Source organism: Streptomyces sp. NPDC001549, assembly GCF_042894025.1.
Classification (GTDB): domain Bacteria; phylum Actinomycetota; class Actinomycetes; order Streptomycetales; family Streptomycetaceae; genus Streptomyces; species Streptomyces kutzneri.
In genome coordinates this window covers 1-19,817 of record NZ_JBIAVJ010000011.1, presented here as the reverse complement: position 1 = coordinate 19,817, position 19,817 = coordinate 1, and the positions used below count along the sequence as shown (strand labels likewise).

At 69.6% G+C, this 19,817-nt stretch carries 15 protein-coding genes and 3 pseudogenes; 10 read left to right on the top strand and 8 right to left on the bottom strand.

Annotated elements, in window-relative coordinates:
- Positions 1-27: 27 nt before the first annotated feature.
- Positions 28-535, bottom strand: a pseudogene (locus ACFY04_RS19380) (transcriptional regulator); the annotation flags it as partial.
- A 312-nt stretch (positions 536-847) separates the two neighbouring features.
- Positions 848-1,354, bottom strand: coding sequence for a hypothetical protein (locus ACFY04_RS19375; protein ID WP_389118187.1), 507 nt, complete (start codon positions 1,352-1,354; stop codon positions 848-850).
- A 985-nt stretch (positions 1,355-2,339) separates the two neighbouring features.
- On the opposite strand from ACFY04_RS19375, the pseudogene ACFY04_RS19370 reads away from it, so the two are divergent.
- From ACFY04_RS19370 to ACFY04_RS19355, 4 genes and pseudogenes are all read left to right on the top strand, one after another.
- Positions 2,340-2,441, top strand: a pseudogene (locus ACFY04_RS19370) (IS5/IS1182 family transposase); the annotation flags it as partial.
- Positions 2,442-2,916: 475 nt separating this feature from the next.
- A complete protein-coding gene (locus tag ACFY04_RS19365; protein WP_389118186.1) occupies positions 2,917-3,141 on the top strand; it encodes a hypothetical protein in 225 nt (74 codons plus the stop codon).
- Positions 3,138-4,040, top strand: coding sequence for a sigma-70 family RNA polymerase sigma factor (locus ACFY04_RS19360; RefSeq protein WP_389118184.1), 903 nt, complete (start codon positions 3,138-3,140; stop codon positions 4,038-4,040). Before ACFY04_RS19365 ends, ACFY04_RS19360 begins: the two co-directional genes overlap by 4 nt.
- Positions 4,037-4,864, top strand: coding sequence for a hypothetical protein (locus tag ACFY04_RS19355; protein ID WP_389118181.1), 828 nt, complete (start codon positions 4,037-4,039; stop codon positions 4,862-4,864). Before ACFY04_RS19360 ends, ACFY04_RS19355 begins: the two co-directional genes overlap by 4 nt.
- A 217-nt stretch (positions 4,865-5,081) precedes the next feature.
- Here ACFY04_RS19355 and ACFY04_RS19350 read toward each other — a convergent pair whose 3' ends face one another.
- Positions 5,082-8,663, bottom strand: a complete 3,582-nt coding sequence (locus tag ACFY04_RS19350; protein ID WP_389118180.1) for an ATP-binding protein — start codon at positions 8,661-8,663, stop codon at positions 5,082-5,084.
- A gap of 509 nt (positions 8,664-9,172) precedes the next feature.
- On the opposite strand from ACFY04_RS19350, the gene ACFY04_RS19345 reads away from it, so the two are divergent.
- The 5 genes from ACFY04_RS19345 to ACFY04_RS19325 all read left to right on the top strand — a co-directional run bounded on the left by ACFY04_RS19345 (position 9,173) and on the right by ACFY04_RS19325 (position 12,594).
- Positions 9,173-9,481 carry a hypothetical protein gene (locus ACFY04_RS19345; protein ID WP_389118179.1) on the top strand — a complete coding sequence of 103 codons (309 nt, stop codon included), beginning with the start codon at positions 9,173-9,175 and terminating at the stop codon, positions 9,479-9,481.
- A complete protein-coding gene (locus tag ACFY04_RS19340; protein WP_389118494.1) occupies positions 9,421-9,765 on the top strand; it encodes a DUF6777 domain-containing protein in 345 nt (114 codons plus the stop codon). Before ACFY04_RS19345 ends, ACFY04_RS19340 begins: the two co-directional genes overlap by 61 nt.
- On the top strand, positions 9,702-10,499 hold the full coding sequence (locus ACFY04_RS19335; RefSeq protein WP_389118178.1) for a PASTA domain-containing protein: 798 nt from the start codon (positions 9,702-9,704) through the stop codon (positions 10,497-10,499). The genes ACFY04_RS19340 and ACFY04_RS19335 overlap by 64 nt, the downstream gene beginning before the upstream one ends.
- A 632-nt stretch (positions 10,500-11,131) precedes the next feature.
- Positions 11,132-11,788, top strand: a complete 657-nt coding sequence (locus tag ACFY04_RS19330; protein WP_389118176.1) for a hypothetical protein — start codon at positions 11,132-11,134, stop codon at positions 11,786-11,788.
- A 434-nt stretch (positions 11,789-12,222) separates the two neighbouring features.
- Entirely contained in the window at positions 12,223-12,594 is a 372-nt protein-coding gene (locus tag ACFY04_RS19325) for a hypothetical protein (RefSeq protein ID WP_389118174.1), read from the top strand.
- Positions 12,595-12,737: 143 nt separating this feature from the next.
- Here the strand turns inward: ACFY04_RS19325 and ACFY04_RS19320 are convergent.
- Positions 12,738-12,824, bottom strand: a pseudogene (locus tag ACFY04_RS19320) (ATP/GTP-binding protein); the annotation flags it as partial.
- 1,027 nt (positions 12,825-13,851) lie between these two features.
- Between ACFY04_RS19320 and ACFY04_RS19315 the strand changes: the two are divergent.
- A complete protein-coding gene (locus tag ACFY04_RS19315) occupies positions 13,852-14,940 on the top strand; it encodes a substrate-binding domain-containing protein (protein WP_389118172.1) in 1,089 nt (362 codons plus the stop codon).
- A gap of 2,178 nt (positions 14,941-17,118) precedes the next feature.
- On the opposite strand, the gene ACFY04_RS19310 is transcribed toward ACFY04_RS19315, so the two are convergent.
- From ACFY04_RS19310 to ACFY04_RS19295, 4 genes are all read right to left on the bottom strand, one after another.
- Complete coding sequence (locus ACFY04_RS19310; protein WP_389118171.1) at positions 17,119-17,385, bottom strand: hypothetical protein; 267 nt, start codon at positions 17,383-17,385, stop codon at positions 17,119-17,121.
- 524 nt (positions 17,386-17,909) lie between these two features.
- Positions 17,910-18,647, bottom strand: a complete 738-nt coding sequence (locus ACFY04_RS19305; RefSeq protein WP_389118169.1) for a barstar family protein — start codon at positions 18,645-18,647, stop codon at positions 17,910-17,912.
- A 62-nt stretch (positions 18,648-18,709) separates the two neighbouring features.
- Complete coding sequence (locus ACFY04_RS19300) at positions 18,710-19,195, bottom strand: transposase (protein WP_389118167.1); 486 nt, start codon at positions 19,193-19,195, stop codon at positions 18,710-18,712.
- A gap of 232 nt (positions 19,196-19,427) precedes the next feature.
- On the bottom strand, positions 19,428-19,817 hold a 390-nt coding region (locus ACFY04_RS19295), incomplete at its 5' end, for a transposase (RefSeq protein ID WP_389118166.1).

Below are 19,817 nucleotides of genomic sequence, written 5' to 3'. Positions count from 1 at the left end.
GGGGCGTCCGGCGACGGAGCGAGGCACCTGACCTTCGTCCGTGACGGCGTCGCCGCCCTTGATGTGCCGGGCCGGGTTCAGGCCCTTGTCCAGGACGTCGACGGCCCACGCCATCTCCTGGACGCCTTCGACCCTGGCCAGACCGGGGGGCGTCCCCTTACGGAACGAGCCGGGGAAAAGCTTCCCGGAGGTGCTGTACGGCAGGAAGTCGAGCGGCGACGCCCCCGGGCTCGGATGGACGACGCAGTCGGACAGCACACCGAGCGGGTACCGGCCGGTCGCCTTCGCGACGTTCGCCGGCTTGCGGTGCATGTTCACCCGGTCTTGGAGATGACCTCGGCCCCGATGTCGGGCCGCCACGTCGGGCGTTCCAGCGCGTTGGCCACCGCTCCCCGTCCCGGTAGTGCCGTCCCTGGGGGCGCTCGCGGAGCGTGCCGATCCCGCCCTTCACGGTGGCCTTGATGGCGGCCGGCACGGCCGCCATCCCGGGATCGGTCGCCTTGTGGTGCTCCATCGCGGCCAGAAGCTGCCGCTCGACCTGAACCGCGCCGTGCGCGCCGTCACTACCGTTGAGGGCGCATACCGTCCCCACCCCAGTCCTTCACCGGAACGATTCTCTCCCGTGCCGGAGTCGGAGCGCTATGGCCGGATGGTTTCGTCACTCACCGAACCATCCGAGGGGCGGGGCCTGGTCCGCTGTAGGCCGATCTGACAGAAAGTGCCTTCTCCGCTTCCCGGTGGAGAAGGCACTTTCGCGTTTCCGGGGTGCTCTACCCCACGTCACGTACGATTTCGCGAAAAACCCCGCGCGAAACCAGGCGTGAGATTCTCCCGGGCGGCCCGGCTGTCAGGCCCTGTCGAGATAGAACTTCTCGTGCTCGCCGCCGTTGGCGTTGACCTGACAGTTCACCGTTCCGCCGGGGCCGGTGGCCGTGGTCACCCCGCTGCCGGTCACCATGCGCAGGTAAATACCCGGGAAGGCCGCCGACTCGAAGGAGAACGAACCATCCGCCTGAGCGCGAAGGTGGTACTTCTCGTAGGGATGGGCGCCGAATTGACAGTTGGCCTGCCCCCCGCCGGCCATGGTGGCGGGGACCTCGGTGCCGTCCATGCGCAGAAACACGTTCGGGAAGGCCGCCGATTCAAAGGCGTACGCCCCATCTGCCTGCGGCCGGACCTTGTACCCTGTCCAGGAGCCGGTGCCGTACTGGCAGTTGACCGTCCCGCCGCCGGAGCCGGTGAAGGAGGTCACCCCGGTCCCGTCCATGCGCAGGTAGATATTCGGGAAGAACGTCGACTGGATCGTGATGGGCGTGTCCCCGAGCTTTCCGAGATCAGCTGCAGACAAAGGCATGATTGCCTCTCCTTCGGTGCGAGTGTCTCTTGGATGAGTCGAATTCGGCACCAAAGGCGGCAGCCTTTTCGGTGCTGAATGCCGAGATAGAGGATTGCATCGGGGAGGAACCGCGCGACCTCGTCCGCTCTATGAGCAACTTCCCACAGAAAGGAAGCCCGCTGAATCGCAAATAAGGCGGCATTGCAGCCGCCATTTATGTCACCCCGCCCCCTACTTCCTGCTCTCGCAGGCCCCGAACTCACTGTATTCGCGTGAACACGGCCTGTCCACCCTCGCGCCTTCAGTGAGCCTTTCCAACCTGTCGGTGAAGCTGGGCAGTTGTCCAGCCGGACGAGGAAAGCCCTGGTGGAAAGGTTTCGCCCAAGAGAACCCGCTCCACCAGAGGCTTCATGTGGTCGGATGAGTGACGGGTGAGGGCCATCCGGGGGGCGGTAGAACGACTCGTCGCTTTCCGAGACCGCCCTGGCTCATCAAGGATCCTGGCGCCTCGGCTGCTCCGCCAAGGTGTGGATCGACCGGAGGGTGGACCGACGCATGCCGATGATCAGGTGAGAGACGCTTCTGGCGGTGCCGGCGGCAACTGTGGGTGCGGTGCTTGCCGCAGCCTCACAGGCGCAGGTGGCGACGACCTGGAACATGATCGGTTCTCTGGTCAACTCGCCTCCCCGCAGGGTGAGATGCCTGTATCCGGGGTCGAGCCGGTGGTGCTGCGCCCGGTATTACCGAGCCATGATCAGGAGTCTCCACCGTGTGCGGAGCCCTTGGGTACCTCGTTGACGGCCTCCTCGGTCTCGACGCTGGTCGTGGGCGGTTGGCTGAGGCGGCCGAGCACCTCACCCGGCCGCCCGCCCTCGGGCACCCGTGGGACGGCGTGCGCTTCTCGGCGACGTGGGGGAGTCGCGACGTCCTCGACGCCACCCTCGTCCACGCTGGCCTGGTCGCCGAGGTCAGTGCCGACCGCGCCATCGACCGCGGCGGCATCTACAGGGAGCGCAACGCCGTCGAGCGGTGCATCGCCCGACTCAGGCAGCGGCATGGCCTCGCAATGCGGACGGACAAGCTCGCCATCGCCTACCAGGCGAGCCACGACCGCCGGAACTCGCTACGAGTATCAATGTCAGTGGCGTGCGCTACGGTCGTCACCCCCCCCACAGGGTGTGCGCTGTCCTCGCCCGGCCTCTATCTCAGGCCGGGCGAGGGCGCGTGGCGTGAACCCCATCTTCGGCACGGGGAGCACGCCTCTTCCGGATGGAAGGGACCGACACCGAGGTGTCCTGTCTCAATATGACGGGGTGCGGGGGTGGGATTGCAAGGAAATCCGGGAACTTCATGCTTTCGCTGCTCGCTATGTCCTCTACGTGCAACGGAACGGTCATCTCCGGCCGACGCCGACCGTCTGTCGACCTCTAATGTTCCGTGATTTCATGATCACGTCGCGTGATCAGTGTGTCCGGGTCCATGCTGATCCTCCTCCAACAGCGGTTCGGCACCCGCTCGTTGGACGGCCCTCTTCGCGAGGGTTCTCCGGATGATCGTGGACTCGACACCTAGGAACGGTGATGAACAAGAAGCAGAGAGCGGCAGCAACGGTGCTGGTGCTGATGGTGGTCTTCGGCTGGAGCACGGCCATGGCCGCGATGGGTCATGCGGCCCTGATAGCCGGGCTCGCCCCGATCCTCGGCCTGACGGTCAGTCAGGTTGTCCGCGGCACCCGCACACGGGCCGCGGTTGGTTCCGGGCACCGCGTGGAGGCGGTGTCCGACAAGGAGGACGGCGCTCCGTGACGACGTCGATCAACGTGCCGGGGCCGGCCTCCGAGCCGGCCCCGGTCCGCCCCGGCCGCAAGCTCGGCCCCATCGCCGACACGGTCAGCAGTTCGCACCGTGCCTGGCTGGAGCCCACCCGGGAACGCTACCTGGCCAGCGGCCGCACCCTCAGCGACCTCAGCCGGAGGGTCCTGGCCAAGTCGAAACTGTCCGAGCTGTTACGCGGCGTCGGACACTATCCGCGCTGGGAGGTCATCCACCGCCTGGCCGGTGAGCTGGACATCCCTGGCTGGCCTCTGTACCGGCTGTGGAAGCAGGCAGCCATGGACGCCGGCAAGAGCCGGGACTGGGTCGACCGGTCCACGGACGGCACCACCGCCGTGGCCACCGCCCGCTCCGACCGACCGATCGAACACTGGGCCCTGTGCCAGACGGTCGCCGACGGCTACCTCGCCTACGCAGGAGTCTTCCTCACCGACGACGCGCACAAGACCGCGGTGGACGACACCTTCGCGATCCTCTGGCTCTGCTTCGACGAGGCCCTCGCCAGTCCCGACATTCGCCGCTATGCCTGGAACATACTGCGTGCCACGGTCAAAGCGAAGGCCAACTACAGGGACGAGCGACCCGTGCTGGCCGAAGCGGCCTTCGACACCGTCGCCCTGCGTGACGCCAGCCCACAGGACCAGTCCAGCCGATTGACCGAGAGCCTGGAACTGTTCACCGCGATCAGCAAGCTCCCCACCGCCCAGCTCGACGTCATGGTGCTGCGCCGCCTGTGCGGTTTCCAGCCCAAGCAGGTCTCCGACCTCCTCGGGATCCCGCTGGCCTCCGTCCGCTCCGACGAGCGCCATGCCAACCGCTTCCTGGACGACACCATCGAGCTACCGCCCCCTACCGGAGGACTCACCTCATGACCCCCCTCGACGACCTGCTGTCCAGAGCCCTCCTCGTCCCCAACCGGGCAGTGCCCCGCGACACCGTCCCGTCCCCCGAGACCAACCCCCGCAGCCACCCGGTCACGATCGAAACTCAGAACAGCGCCGCAGCAGAGGAACTGCGCGCACTCTGCGAGGCACTGGTACGCCACACCCCGGCTACCACCGTTGCCGCCTTCGTCACCGACCAGGTCCCCGAACCCCGAAGCGCCCTGATCCTGGCCTGCGTACTCCAGCTGACCGACACCGACGACGGCGCCCGGTTCTGGTGGCAGTACGCCGCCGGAGCCGGCCAGCCAGCCGCCGCCTACTGCCTCTACCTGCACCACCTCGCCCTCGGTGAGACCCACACCGCCCGCTGGTGGCGTACCCAGAGTGACGAGACCACCATCGACAAGGCCAACCCCGTAGACGCACCCCCCGTGTGCACCAGCCTCCGCTGCGACGGCACCCCGGTCGTTCTCCACCTCGACGACGGAGCCTCCAGCACCACGCTCCTGCGCGTCATGCGCCGCCTGGCCAGATACGTCAGCCGGCCCCGTTCCGCCGTGGTCACCGAGCTGATGACGTACATGCCCACAGCCGTAGCCGTCGGCTACCTCCGTGAACCCGACAGCGAGCTGCCCCTGCCCGGCCCCGACTTCGCCCACAAGGTCCGCAGCCTCCTGGCCGCGGCCGGCGACCGACCCGACAGCCCCAGCGACCTCCCGGCTCGGCCCCAGACCCGCCGCTCCGTACGGCGAAACACGGACCGGGTCACACGACGGGCGTGTACCAGGCTCGACGAAGCCGCGACCCACTGATCCAGCGCGCTCCGTCACCGAGCCACGCCGCAGAAGCAGTGAGGCTGGAGAAGCACAGGGCAGCCAGCCCTGCTGAGCGTGCTACTTGGCCAGGCGGGCCGAGTAGCACGCTCAGTCACAGCGCTGTGGCTGAGCGCGATAGGTGGCCTGAGCGCGCGGGTTGGCGCCTGAGCGTGATCGTTGGCCCGCAGTGCCGTGTCAGGAGCCCGGGGGACAATCAGGGCTCTGACCGGGGGTTCCGTGGTGGGTCCCCGCTCCTGCGTGGTCTACTCGCGGGATGGCCACCTCGAACTTGGACTACTGCGGCTCTGGATTTTGGGTCCGCGACGAGCAGGCCGAAGTGTGGCTGTACCTGCTGGCGCAGGAGGCGAAGGCGGTCGCTGACGCTCCGGAGTGGTCGGCCGGCGCCTGCGACGACTGGGAGATGCAGGCCACGACCGGCTTCGTGGGGTTCGTCTCGTCCTGTCTGGACGAGCACCTTGGGACGGAACCCGCTCGGGTCGCGCTCGCGCTGCACCTCTCGGAGTGCGTCCTGCAGCGACTGCTCCTGCGTGTCACTGCTCATGACTGCCGGGGCCGGAATCGAGCGGGGCTGCCGCCTTGTCCTCAACGCCCTTCCCCGGTTCCCGGCGTGAGCGGGTCGGCGTCGACCCCGTAGGGCGGCGATCTCGTCAATGAGGCCCAGGGCAGCGGCGCAGGGGCCGGGCTGGTCCAGCCGATCGGCGATGACCAGAGCCTCCCCGGCGAGGGCTGCCGCATTCGTCAGGGCGCCTAGGTCGCGTTGGACGACGGCGAGGTCCAGGCAGGTCAGCGCCACGTACGGCCACGCGCCGAGGGCCCGGTTGCGGACCAGCGCCTCGCGCAACAGCTCCTCGGCTTTCTCTGCCGGGCGGCCGGCGGCCAGGGCGAGACGGCCGAGTTCGCGACTGACCGTACCGGAGAGGTAGGCCGTGGGTGTGCCGAGCGCTCCCGGGTACGGCCGGAACAGCACGAGCTGGTCATACGCCAGCCGAGCCCCCTCGGCATCGCCGACCAGTTCAATGAGGTCGACCAGGTGCAGCAGTACCGCCGGCCACGTCGGGTTCGTCATCGGGATCGGCAGCAGCGGACGCAGCTGGGAGTAGGCGTCCCGCGCCTCGTCCAGCCGCCCCGCGAGGAACAGCGCGCGCGCCCGCACGGACAGCATCAGCGGGTCTCTGGGAGCCCGGTCGAGGTCACGCCACATCTCCTCGGGCAGTTCCGCGGCGTCGCCGCGAACCAGGGCCAACTGCTGGCACAGCACGTAGTTCATACTGATCGCCGTCTGGTCTCCGCTGGCCAGGGCGAGTTTGGTGGCCTCCTCGTTCCAGCGGCGAGCGGCGGCGAACTCTCCTTCCAGCGCGGCCCGGGCGGCGGTGACGCGCAGCAGGTGCCAGCGGGTCAGCGGCATCAGACAACGGTCCGCGATCGCCTCGATGCCGCGGATCGCGTCGTCCACCAGCCCCAGCCGACCCATCAGGTAGCCGGCTTGGATACGCCACTCGTGGCCCAGCACCGCGGCGAGCGGGTCGCCGAGCTGCTCGGCGCGGGACACGGACAGCTCACCCAGGCGTAAGCGTTCGGTCATGTCCTCCGGATGGGCCAAGGTCATCTCCATGGCTCGCGCCGCATCGAGTTCAGCGCGCAAGTCACCGGTGGCCTCGGCCAGATCGAGGGCGGCTCGGGCCTGCTCGGCCGCCGCGTCGAGCGAGCCGAGATCGGCCGAAGCGGTGGCGAGCTGGGCGAGCAGCCGGGCACGCACGGCGCTCGGCAGGTCCTCGACAGCCAGCGCCGCCCTGCACAGCCGGCTGATCGCCCGTGAGGCCCGCGGGAATGTGACACCCTGCAGCACCAGGGCGGCCTCGGCGAGCAGGGTCGGCTGGTCGGTCGCGTTCGCCGCGTCGGCCGCTTCGGCGCAGTGGCGCAGGCTGGCGTCGTAGCGCCCGGCAAGGTACTCGGCGCGGGCCAGCTCGATGAGCGCCGGGGCGCGCTGCGGGTCCGTCGGGGCGAGTACGGCGGCGGCGTCCGTCAGGTGCCGGGCGGCATCGGTGTAGGCGTGTCCTTCGCGGGCCTGATCCGCGGCGATCCGGGACCAGTGTGCGGAGGCGGCGCGGTGGCCGGGCTCCTTGCCGGCCCGTCGCCAGTGCGCCGCGATGCGTGCCGCCTCGGTGGGATCGCCGGTCTGTTCCAGTGCCCGCGCGGCGGCTTCGTGCAAGGTGCGGGCGACGGCAGGGGCGGTTCGGCCGAGCACCTCGTCGCGTACCAGATCGTGGGTGAAGCGGAAGATGCGTCCAGCGTCGGTGGTTTCCACCACGGTCAGGACACCGGCGTGCCACGCCGCCACCAGCGCCTCGGCGACGACGGTCTCGCCCGACTCCGGTAGTACCGCGGCGAGCTGAGTGGCGTCCAGCCGTTCGCCGAGCACGGCTGCGGCACCCACGATGTCCCGCTGCCCGGCGGTGAGCCCGGCCAGCAGCCCGCTGACGATGGTATGGAGGTCGCCTGCATGCGTGCGTAATGCCGAGACGAGCAGCGGCAGCCCACCAGTACGCCGGTACGACTCCGCCGCGTCCGTCTCGCCGACGCACTGGGCGACCTCCTCCCGGGTGAACGGGGCCAGCCGCAGCGTGGCAGCGTAGCGGCCCAGGTTCCCCAGCGCCCCGGCGGCTTCCTCGGGCCCCGGCGCCCGGAAGGTACCGAGCACGAACAGTCCGCACTCGGCCGCCTCGCGTGTCACATGCCACAGCAGGCCGAGGCTGGCGGTGTCGGCCCAGTGCAGGTCCTCCAGCAGGATGAGCAGGGAGCGTTCGGAGGCTGCCGTGGCCAGCGACTTGCTCATCCGGACCAGCTCGTGAAACTGCGCTGCCGACGCGTTGGCCGGCTCTGTCACAGACCACAGCTGCCGCACGGCCGCGGCCCCGGCTTCCGGCGGCGGCGTGGCGGCACGCTGCGCCGGTACCCCAGGAGTGATTCCCGCAAGGCGCAGCGCTTTCTGCCAGGGCCACAGTGGTGGCGCCACCGCATCTCTGGCGCAATGGCCTCGTACGACGGTGAAACCTGCGGAATCGGCGTGGCGGCGCAGCGCCTCGGCCGCAAGGGTGCTCTTGCCGATGCCCGCCGGGCCGGCGAGCAGCACGACGGATCCGGTGCCGCGCGCCGCGGCCTCGATCCGCTCTCTCAAGGCCTCGAGTTCACTCGCGCGCCCGACGAACTCTTCCCACTCCGGCAGCATCCCGCAGGAGCGCACGCCGAGGTCCTGCCGATCACGGTCTAGTGGAGGTACGGATGCTCCGGTCGCTCTGCTCGGGCCGCCGTTGTCGGCATGCACCTCACCGGACAGCCCCTGACCGGCGTCCTTCCGGTCGGCAACACCGGGTGCACCGGGGGTTCGCCACGTTTGCGGGTGGTCACCGGCCAGGGGCCCCGGTCGGGTTCCCGCCGATGACTGGTCGGGAGCCACCTGCTCGGCCCGCCGGTCCTGTGCGGGGGGCTCCTGGGCCGGGGGTTCGGGGTCGGGCGGGGAATTGCGGGCGGACCGCAGCCAGCGCCGCCAGCGCTCGATCAGCACCCGGACCAGAACCAGGAACGCCACCTCCGACTCGGGCAGGTGCCGGCCCTGCTTCCAGTCGCTGACCCGGCGTCCCGAGACCGGCCGGCCCCGCCCGGCGGGCCGGCGCCGGTTGGCCTCGGCCACCGCACTCTTGATCGGAAGATCGGCCGTTCGTCCGAGCAGCTCGCTCAGCCGGTCGGCGAACACCCGCCGCGGTGTCGGCTCCGCCATGCCCCGCCCCCCAGCAGACCCGCAATATCCGGACCGGACCGGACCGGACCGGAAAATCCATCGTAGGACCTTCACCAGCAGTGATGCCCCGGCCGTGACGGAACCGGCGTCGATCCGCCGCGCACCGGGTGCGTCAATCGGTGCGGACCGGCCGCCCGGCCGGCCCTTCGCCGGCTCTGCCGTCCTCGGGGACGGCCGGGCGCAGCGCGGAGCAGCCGCGCGAAGAACGGTCCCGCCACCCACGGCGGAACCAGTATGGGGGAGGAGAGCTGTCATGCACGCGCGTCCGCATCCATGTCTTGCGGCCTCCTTGGCCGTTGTGCTCCTGGCCCCGGCCGGCCCGCGTGGGCCTGTGGACCGGGCTTTCCGCACAGGGCGGGGAACACCCCGGCTCCTCGATGCCGCACGTACGAAACCCCGCGCTGCCCCAGCCTGCCCGCGATGATCCACAGCCGGCCTGCGGCCGACTACCGACACGCTGAAACGACGTCGCTCGAAGAGGAATTGACATGAGACATCCACGGGTGATCAGGCGCAGGGCTGTCGCCTTCGCGGCGATCCTGGTCGGCCTCGCCGTCATGGCCACCGGCTGCGGCAAGATCGTAGGCCACGGGGCCAAGGTCGCCGTCAGGGCGGTGGCCCGGCACGTTCCGACCGCCGCGCCGTTCTTCGAGGCGGCCCTCGGCCTGGGGGCAGATGCCCCGGTCGGCGAGGCCCTCGCCCTGGGGGCGGAGCGAAGAAGGGCAACCAGCCCGGCCTGTACGGAGGATCGCGGAACAGCAAGAGCTGCGACAAGAACAAACTCGTCCGCTTCCTGAAGGATCCGGCGCACCGCCAGAAGGCAGCACAGTGGGCCAAGACGCTGGACATTGACGCTGAGAAGATCGAGGGCTTCGTGGAGAAGCTGACGCCCGTGGTGCTGCGCAACGACACCCTGGTGAAAAACCACGACTACAAGGAGGGCGAGGCAGACGGCTTCGACGCGCTGCTGGAGGCGGGCATCGCGCCGTCCTGGTCGATACCTACGGCAAGCCGGTCGTGCAGTGCAGCTGCGGCAACCCGCTCCATACCTTCGAGCACGACGTCGACAACGCCGACGTGACGTTCAAGGGAAACGGTAAGAAGTGGAAAGCGTACGACCCCAAAAAGGTCGTCAAGGTCGAACCCGTGGCCCAGGAGCGGCCGGTCACGACGTACGAACTGGTCGACATAGAGGAGAAGGGCGCGGGTCTCGAACGGCGTGTCGGGACGGACGGTGCGCAGGACGAAGTGCTGCCGGAGGATCCCAGCGTTGAGAAGCACCTCAGCACGGAGAAGCCCGAAGTTCGCGTTCCCGCAGTGACGGGCCTGTCGGCCCAGGAGGCAACGCAAACCCTCGAGGACCAGGGATTCCGGGTACAGACGAACGACGGAGCGTCCGGCAGCGCCGCGCCCGGCACGGTCCTCGGCCAGAACCCGGCTGTGGACGAGAAAGTTGCCCCGGGCGCCACCGTGACACTCACCCTGGCACCGGGCCCGAACCCGTCCGGGACGAAATCGCCCCTCCCGTCTCCGCCGACCTCCCCGCCGACCGCCGATTCGGGTACAGCCGTCGTGACCGCCCTCGCGAACGCCGCGGTCCGCAAGTCCCCGTCGCCGACCAGCCCCAAGGTCAGCTCCGTAGCAGTGGGAGGCCACTACCCGGCAGTGTGCTACCGCCACGGTGAAACCACCAACGCTCACGGCCCCACGGGCGACCTATGGGTGCAGCTCCGGCTCAGGTCAGGGGGCCTCGGCTGGGTCGCGGTCGCCGCGCTGCAAGAAGGCCCGGCCGCGGGGGGACTCAGGCAGTGCTGAGCCGGGCCTGGCGCTGAACGCGGCCGGGGATCGGCGCAGCGGTGCCTGCTCCGTTCCGGTCCCCGCCGCCTCTAACGGTGACCGGTGCTGTGACCGCCAACGTTTCGGGCCGCCCGCGTACCGCGCTCCCGACCCTGGGCGAACCCGCCTGCGCAGGCTCGGCGGACGGTCACGAGCCGGGCCTGCCTTCAGGATCCCCAACAGATACCGGCCCAAGCCAGGCACTGAAACGACTCGCCAGAGGAACCGACGGTCCGTCACGAAGGATCGAGTGTCAATTACCGGTGACTTAACGGCTGCCGGAGGCCCTCACCGATGTTTCCACAGGACAGAGCCGCGAGTTGCTTGCTCATTCACCCGGTACTGAAGCAGGTGTCCTGCCGGCGTCTGGGGGTCATCCGTGTCAGCACGGTTCATCCCGGGTCGGTAGGCGCGGAGGCGGGATCTGCCGTCCAGAGGCGGGGCGCAGCAGGTCGGCGCGACAGAGCGTATTGCCGTCTCGTGCCCCTCGGAACCGGGACCGCTGCTGAGGGGACGGTGCGGCCCGGTTCGACGACTGCCACAAGACGACCACGCCGTATGCATGAGAGCGCGCCAGGCGTAAGCAATCCCCCAAGCCCTTGGAGATCGTTATGACAGTTCATCGCTCGTCGGAGTGGCAGGACGGACGCGGGATGTCCGGGCAGACGCACGACGGCGCTCCCTACTCGGCCGTCGGCAGCGACCCGAACATGAGCCGGCCGCCGGAGCCGAGTGGCCAGGGCGCAGTATCGGGCCACTCCCACGACGGCGCTCCGTACCGTGCCGTGGGGCACGGCCCCGGCTCGACGACGGCCCGAGAAGCCGAAGCGTTCCGCCAGTCGCATCTCGCCGCACACGAGGCGCTGCAGTCCGACGCGGTGGGCAACGCGCTCGCCGCCGCTCCTTTCGCTGTCGGAACGGCTCTCGGCGCAGGCGCCTCACTCGCGGGAGCGCTGGCGGAGGCGGCCTTCGACATCGCCAAGACCGCAGCCGAGGAGGGGATGACCTACACGTTCACGCACATGGACGACCCCTTGCCGCACAGTGCGGAGGCACGGGACGGAGGTGCTCCCGATGCAGGTTCCGGGCCCCCTCGTTCGGAGACCGGTACGCCGGGCGACCAGTACCCGGACCGCGACACCGCTCCCCAGATGAGTGTTGATCCGCAAATGAGCATCGATCCGCTGATGAGCACGGACTCCCACCCGGGGGACACCCAGGGGGCCGTGACTGACGCGCCGGCTCACAACGACTACCACCACTACTGAGGTACAGGGTGAGCCACCGTTCTCGCGATTCCGAGTCGGCGTCGGGAAAGGATCTGTCCACCACGGACGCGCATGCCATCGATGTCCAACGCACGCAGGCCGATCTCGCTGCAGCGGCTGCCGCCGGCTACGTCCACGCTGGCCGGACACCCCCTTCCGCAAGACCCGGGCATGTCGTACGAGCCGCCTCACGAGTCCTCGTATGCCCCGGGTGTGTCGCACGAAGCCGATCACGATTTTTCGTACGACCCGGGTATGTCGAGCGGTCTGTCGCCCGGCGGCGGTCATGACCCAGGCGCGGTCCACGACCCCGGGGCAGCGGCGATCGACGCAGGGGCGTATGAGGCGGCCGTGTACGACGCCGGAGCGGCACTGCACCACACGTAGACAGCGGTTCTGTGGAGGGAGGCGTCATGGCGACGTATCAAGGAAGGGTGACGGGCTTCATGCCCCGAACCGAGTCCGGAGTGTTCCGGAAGCGGCAAACGCTCGTGTGGGACTTCCGCCTGGAGCGGCACGGCGACGACGGGCGTCCGCTGCCTCGCGCCGCCGTCCAGATGCGGGCAAAGTTCTACCGTGGCGGGGCCATCAACAACGGCGACGTTGTGCAGGTGTCAGGACGCCGGCGGCGCAATGGACTGATCGTGGTCGATTCGGTCAGGAACCTCACCAGCGGGACGGTGATACGGGCCCACAACTGGAACGTGAGTGTGTTCCTCGTCTACGCGCTGATGCTCCTCGTGCTGGCAGCCGTCATCGGCGTCGCCCAGTCGTTCATTCTGTCCGGCAGTCCTCTGGAACCGTAGCGAAACGGCCTCACGTTCGCAGTGTTGACCAATGCCCCCGCTGCGGCCGTCGCCGGCTCGCCCCGGAACGTGGCCGTATCCCGTGGTCCCCGGCACTGGAGACACCCTCCGTGTCAGGGTTCGGCCGTGGCGGGCAGGCAGTTGGTGCGGGGATTGAGGCGGTGGATTTCGTCGATGAGGACGAGTTGGACACCAGCTCGCGTGTAGGTGTGGCAGACGGCGTCGGTGAGCCCGCTACCTGGGCATCCATCCCCGTAACCACTCGCATGACCCAGACCCGCTCGCGGGCCTCGCGGCGGGTGATGCGCGGCCCTTCCGTGTGGGCGTCCTCGGCGGCCTGCGACGTCTTCGAACAGGGCGCCCAGCTCGGCGACGGCCGCGCGGGGCCCCGGTTGCAGGACTCGGCGACCGCCTCGTGTACGTCGAGGGTGACGGCCTGGTGCAGCTCGTCGACCACGGCCTGTGAGGCGCGCCGCATGGCCTGGAGCCCCGCGAGCGTGCGCTCGGCCCACCTGGGCGCATCCAGACCTTCGGCGAGGGACTGGGCGATGATGCCGAATAGCTGTTCTTCGGCGATGGCGTGCAGGTCGCGGGTGTGCTCGGCCAGGGGCTCGGCCATTCCGGGGTAGATCAAATATGCCCCTAATTATCGGGCTCGGGGGAGCAGGGCACCGACGCCCTGCGCCGGCGTACGTCCCCGAGTACGCCGACGCCCTGCGCGTGGACGTCCTCCTCATTTGCGACACCCAACGCGGCCGTCGGCGTCCCCACCGCCACGACCAGGCGGCCGGGGCGGATCCATCCCGCTCTGCAACGTCCTCGGGGCCACCTTCCCCGACGCCGAGCGGATTCCAGCGCTTGGTCCTGGCCGCCGTCGACCCGTACATCGATCGCGACGCGCTCGCGGAGCAGATCGCCCGCGAGGAACAGCAGCGCCGCGCCCTGGAGCGGTTCGTCGGTCGGTGGGGCGTGGCGAGTGAGAGGCCGTGTACCCGGCCCCGCGGACGACGACTTCAGGCTCTCCCGGTTCGACCTCGTACGCTCGGACGCGCCCCGCACCCGTGCGGCCGGCACCCCAGATCGTGCTGTGCGTCAGTGGCGAAGCCACTGTCGCCTCGCGAGAACGCTCGTGGAGCCCGGTCCCGGCCGTGCCGTCTACGCTCCCGCGGGCGGTACCCTCCGGCTCAGCGGAAAGGGCACGGTGTTCCGCGCCACCTCGGCCGTACGCATACGGCCACGTCAGGGAGGTCCCACCCCATGAACCCGTATCTGCGCACCCCCACTGCTCTGACCGCGCTGGCGCTCACCGCCACCCTCGCCGCCTGCGGCACCACCGAGGAGGGCAAGGCGAGCGGTAGCAACAGCGTCAGGATCGGCTTGCTGCTCCCCGAGAACGAGACCGCGCGGTACGAGAAGTTCGACAAGCCGCTGATGGAGAAGAAGGTCGCCCTGCTGACCCTCGGCAAGGGCAAGGTGGTCTACGCCAACGCGATGGGGGACGCGGTCAAGCAGAACGCCCAGGCCGACGCGATGATCGAGAGCAAGGTCGATGTCCTGGTCGTCGACGCGGTGGACTCCAAGGCGATCGCCGGCGCGGTGGCGAAGGCCAAGGCGGCGGGCATCCCGGTCGTCGCCTACGACCGCCTGGCCGAGGGCCCGGTCGATGCGTACGTCTCCTTCGACAACGAGGACATCGGGCGCCTCCAGGGCAAGACCCTGCTGGATTCCCTGGGCGACAGAGCCAGAAACGGGAAGATAGTCATGATGCACGGCGCCCTCACCGACCCCAACGCCGCCCGCTACAAGGCCGGCGCCCGCACCGTCCTCGACGGCAAGGTGAACATCGGCAAGGAGTACGACACCGCCGAGTGGAAGCGGGAGAACGCGAGCGCCAACATGACGGCGGCGATCTCCGCACTCGGCAAGGACAAGATCGTCGGCGTCTACTCCGCCAACGACGGCATGGCCGGCGGCATCATCTCCGCCCTCAAGGCCGCCGGCGTGTCCCCCCTGCCGCCGGTCACCGGTCAGGACACCGACCTCCCCGCCGTGCAGCGAATAGTGGCGGGCGAGCAGTTCATGAGCGTCTACAAGCCCTACTCCCGCGAGGCCGAGGCCGCGGCCGAACTCGCCGTCCTCCTCGCCCAGGGCGAGAAGATCGACGGAATCATCAACCAGGTGGTGAGCAGCCCCACCACCAAGCGCGTTCCAGCCGTCCTCATCCTCGGTGTGTCCGTGACCCGCGACAACATCAGGAGCACCCTGGTCCTCGACAACGTCTACACCGTCGAGGAGATCTGCACCGAGGCCCTCAAGGCCACGTGCGACGGGATCGGCCTGGAATAGGGCGGCAGGCGGGCGGGGCTCCGTCCCGGCTGACGGACGAGCCCCGCCACCGTGTCCTTCTGCAGTTCCACCGCTGCCGGCAGGCTCAGCTCCGGCTCCGCCCGGCGCAGTGCCTTCACCGCGGTGACCGAGCCGATGGCCCCGTGAATCCGACGGCGGTCAGCCGGGATCGGACCAGTCGGCGCGCAGCCGGGTCCCCCGCCGCCGGCGGTGGCGGGGGTGGCGGCGTCGACGAGTGCGACTGCGCGCTCCAGGCCCGGGCGATCTTCGGGGGCTGCAACCCTGCGGCCACGGGCATGTCCCGGGGTGCCGCCTCCCCGGAGACCGGATGCCGTCCATGACGTGCATCCGCAGGGGCGGTGCTGCGCGGGGAGCCCCCCTCGGTGCGGCCGCGCCGACGGCGCAGCGCCTCGCGGACCGGCCGACGACCCGCACGCCAGCCCGCCCTGTCGGGCTGGAGGCGCGGGTGGTGCGAAGGTCGAGGAGCCCCCACAGGCCCTGCTTGCGGTAAACCAGGCGCATGCGGTGCACCGTGGGGCGCCGAGACGCGGCCGAAGCCGAGCGAGCAGCTCCTCGGCCTTGGCCTGCTCCTGCTCGGCCAGCGTGTGCTGCTCGGGGTCGTACTGCTTCCGTACAGTGCCTTTGCTGCCGGGCCCCGTCGGCATGGCCGCATTCGACTTCTCCCACGTGCCGCTGCCGGGCCAGGGCCTTCTCGCGCGCCGCGGCGGGTGGCGGCCGTCTCCTGCCCCCCCCGCCATGCCTACTGCGCCGGTCCCGGCGTTCGAACGGACTGGGCTGCGGCGTTGGAGGAGTCGCGCCGGATGTTCTTCTTGCCGGACTGTACGAGGTCGTCCAGGTCTGGCAGCCCCGCCTCGCCTCTGCTCCGGCGGTCGACGCGTTCATCGCCTCCAGCCGCGTCCATCGGCGCCAGCGAGGCGGCTGTCCTCGGCGTGGGGGCGGTCTAGCTCGCGCGGTATCCGTCAGGATGCGTGTCCGGCGGGCCTGGTGGGTGTCCATCTGCGAGGATCGTTCGGCTGGAGTCGGGGGATCCGCTGTGAAGTGAGGGCCCTGGCGGCTCCGCCCCGTATGCCCCCGGCCGGCACCCCCCCCGCTGGCCGGGGCAGGCCCCGGCCAGCCCACCCCCCCCGGCTGGTCGGGGCTCCTTCATACGGAGGGATGTCCAGGATTGCCTGGCGGCCGTTCTCCCGGTTCTTCACTGCCTGCGGTATCGACTTCAACGCGATCGCGAGCCGGACTTGCATGACGCCGGCGGCCTCGCGCGGCCGCGCCCGTCGGGTGATGCTGACGGCCGCACCTGGTCAGGCGGCGTGGCCCCTGCCGCGGGCGCGCCTTTAGACCTGGGGGCCGGTCGGCCGGGAGGTTATGCCACGGCAGGTACGCATGATGAGCAAGGCTCTCGCCACGTGGTCCGAAGCCCTACGGGGACGGAGCCGCCGGTCAGCGCCGAGGTAGCTGTCGGGCGGCCCGGTTCAGGAGGCGAGGTGGCAGGATGACGTGGTGTCCGACTCTCTCCGTGAACTGTGGCTGCGCGGCATCGCCTTCAACGCGGAGGCGCCCGCCGACGTGCTGATACGTCTCCTGGACGAAGCGGCGGGTGAGGCCGGCTTGCTGATGTGCGAGGGCCGCGACCTGCCCGACGCCGTCATCGACGCGGCCCTCCGCCACCCGGTCGAGCGGATCCGCCGCGCCCTCGCCCGCAACCTGCACGGCGACCCCGCACGACTCGCTCCCTTGGCATCGGACCCTTCGGGACTCGTCCGTGCGTATCTCGCCGGCGGCACCCGGCTCCAGCCCCGGTGGGTCCGGCCCCTGCCGGACGACATCCTCATCACCTTCCTGACCGCCCGGGAAGGAGGCGAGGACGGCAGGGTCACCGAACGGGACATCGTGGGGGAGCTCTGGTCCTCCCGGCAGGTCCCTCCGTCCTTCCCGCGGGACATGGCCGGTCACGACCACCCCGCACTCCGTCTGTACGCCGCCTTCCAGTGGCAGTCGCTCACCGCTGCGCAGCGCAATGTCCTGCTCGACGACCCCGACCCCGCCGTACGGGAAGCAGCCAGGGAGAGCAGCCGGCAGCTGGACCCGGAGGCGGTGGAGGCCGAGCTGCCGCCCATCGGATCACGCCACGCGGTGTCCGTGCTCAGTACCTGTGCCCTGTCACCCGCGGTCGTCGAGCTGTGCTTCGCGGACGACGAGGTGCACCCGCTGGCCCGGAACCGCCATACCCCGGCCGATGCCCTCGCCCGGCTCGCCCGCCACCCCGATGCAGAGATCCGCAGGCTGGTCGCCACCCGGCCCGACCTGGGACCGGCGGCGGCGGAGCTGAGGCAGGATCCGGACGAGGACGTGCGGATGCGTGCCCGCCTCCAGCCCTCCATCCGTACCTGGGCCGAATCCGAGGCGGTCCGGAGTGTGGTCGATCACGGTCCCGACTGCACCTGCCCGATCACGGAGCCGGCCACCGCGCCGTCGCCCGACTGGTACGCCACCTGCGCGGCGTCCCAGGAACCGGTGCTCCGCCGGGTTGCGGCGAGCTGGCCCGGCCTGCCCGCGGAGCTCGTCGGGACACTGGCGCTGGACGATGACGAGGAGGTACGGATCCAGCTGGCCTGCCATCACCCACTGGCTCCGCCGCACCTCCTCCTGGACGTCTTCGTGACCCGCCCGGCCCACCGTCCGCACCTGCTGAAACGGCGCCGCCACCCCACCGACGGCGGCTCGACGCTGAGAGGCGACACCCACGTAGCGATCACGGGCATGGCAATCGCCGTCGGCCATCGACTGACGCCAACACGCCGGGCAAGTGTTTCCAAAACTCGGTTCTGGCACAGATCTTGGCGAGCGGTCGCGGAGAGTCATCGCGGTGTTCGAGGATGGGGGTGTCCTGTCTCGTCCAGTCGAGGCGTCTACTCAGCGAATCCAGTTGCTTGGCTGGCGCGGCCCGTCATTCAGTCGTTCGAATGTTCGCGGTGCAGGTGCTCAGAGCGGGACTGGAGGATGTCCAGGGCCTCGTGGATCGAGCAGCCGAGGTGGTCTCGGAACAGCTTGATGGCCTTGATGGTCATGCCGCTGAGGATCTCTCTGTCTGCGAAGGAGAGCGGGCCGGCCGTCCAGGGGGCGGACGCGGGGTCTCCGCCTGGCCAGTCGACGTCGGTCAGGGTGGCGAGCAGGCGGCCGTCCGCGAGCGCCACCGCCACGTCCATGCCGCGGGCCGCCTTCTCCGTGAAGGCAACGGGTGCGGTGTGGTCCAGGAGGAAGACGAAGTGCTGGGCTATACGCTGCCGCCACTCATCGAGCTCGCCGTCGCCGTCCAGGCGCAGGTTGGAGTTCCAGGCTGCCTGGGCGAGAACCGATACGAGCAGCCCGAGGAAGTCCGACTTCAGCAGGTCGTCCGCGTGCTCGATCAGAATCGCGAGGTCCTGGTTCCCGTGGCCGGGACCGTGCCAGTCGTGGAGGCAGTCCACGAGCGCGTCCCAGTTGTGGCCGAAGTAGCCGAGGAACGACAGCTCCCGGGCGAAGGTGCGGAAGACGGACGCCGGATCCCGCATTTCCCGGCCGTCCAGCCGCAGGACCAGACCGTTTCGCTGCACCAGCGCGGCCGTTTCCGACACCAGCCATGGGTCGGCCGGGGAGGTGAACACGACCCATGGGGAGCGGTGTTCCGTCAGAGTCGGCTTGGTCATCATGGGTGAGATCCTTGCACGGCATCTGCTCGGAGCCCGAGCGGTTAAAGGAGGGAAGATCGTGCTCAATGAGCAACGTCCGCCCAGGTCAGGAGGCTGCCGATGACCATCTTCAATGCGAACGGACAGCGGGAGGGTTGAGCTTCGGCGCCGTCCTTGTATTGCGGGGCCACTGCAGCAGGATCGTCTTCCGCAGCAGGTGGAAGCCAGCTCGCTCGTCCGTAGAGCTGCCTTTTGATCTTCTTGATGCGGTTGACGGCGCCCTCGATGCTGCCGGAGCTCCAGTGGTGGAGGGTGAGTCCGGCTGACACGGCGTCGAGGTCTCGGAGCAGGTGCGGTGCGAAGCCGGTGAGGCCGGGCAGTTGGCTTGCGTCGACTGCGTCGATCCAGGCAGGGAGCCTGGCACCGAGGCGGTCGGTGAGCATGTCGCCGAAGTCGCGGACGTGACCGGCGGCGGTGTCCAGTTCTGGGCAGCGTGCCAGGACATCCTTCAGACCGGCGCGGTCCTCCTCGCTCAGCGCGGTGGGGTGTCGGGTGAGCCGGCCGGTCACCTGCCGCACCGTCGGAGGCCGGGGCGGCGTGCCGGCCGGAGCCCCACGGAGGTTGGCACCGTGGCTGCGGACCATCTGGTAGGTGACGGGCGCGTCGTCGGCAACGAGTTCGCTGTGGAGGCGGGTGACGCTGGTGCATCCCTCGGCGAATCGGCGCTCCAGATAGGGCTTGTAGGGGTCCAGCCTGCTGGGTCGGGGCCGGTTGGGCCTTGACCCCGGATTTTGAACACGTCTATGCGGCTTGGGCCAGGGTAGTTGCTGTTGGTTGGAAGTCGTTCTCGTAGGCGGTCGGGGACCGCTGACCGAGGCGGGAGTGCCGGCGTCGGGTGTTGTATCGGGTCAGCCAGCAGAAGGCGTCGAGCCGGGCCTCGCGCTCGCTGGACCAGCCTTTGCGGCCTTTGAGCGTCTCCCTCTTGAAGGCGGCGTTGAAGCTTTCCGCGGCGGCGTTGTCCGCGCTGGACCCGACCGCGCCCATACTCTGTCGAACCCCTGCTGACCTGCAGATTTCGGCGAAGGCCCGACTCGTGTATTGAGACCCGTGGTCCGTGTGCATGATCGCTCCATCGAGACTGCCGCGGGTTCGCTCGGCGGCCGCCAGGGCGTCGATGACGAGCTCGGTTCG

Coding starts and splice junctions, on each gene's coding strand:
- ACFY04_RS19375 (WP_389118187.1), bottom strand. CDS start 1,354: ATGCCTTTGTCTGCAGCTGATCTCGGAAAGCTCGGGGACACGCCCATC.
- ACFY04_RS19365 (WP_389118186.1), top strand. CDS start 2,917: ATGAACAAGAAGCAGAGAGCGGCAGCAACGGTGCTGGTGCTGATGGTG.
- ACFY04_RS19355 (WP_389118181.1), top strand. CDS start 4,037: ATGACCCCCCTCGACGACCTGCTGTCCAGAGCCCTCCTCGTCCCCAAC.
- ACFY04_RS19350 (WP_389118180.1), bottom strand. CDS start 8,663: ATGGCGGAGCCGACACCGCGGCGGGTGTTCGCCGACCGGCTGAGCGAG.
- ACFY04_RS19345 (WP_389118179.1), top strand. CDS start 9,173: ATGAGACATCCACGGGTGATCAGGCGCAGGGCTGTCGCCTTCGCGGCG.
- ACFY04_RS19330 (WP_389118176.1), top strand. CDS start 11,132: ATGACAGTTCATCGCTCGTCGGAGTGGCAGGACGGACGCGGGATGTCC.
- ACFY04_RS19315 (WP_389118172.1), top strand. CDS start 13,852: ATGAACCCGTATCTGCGCACCCCCACTGCTCTGACCGCGCTGGCGCTC.
- ACFY04_RS19305 (WP_389118169.1), bottom strand. CDS start 18,647: ATGATGACCAAGCCGACTCTGACGGAACACCGCTCCCCATGGGTCGTG.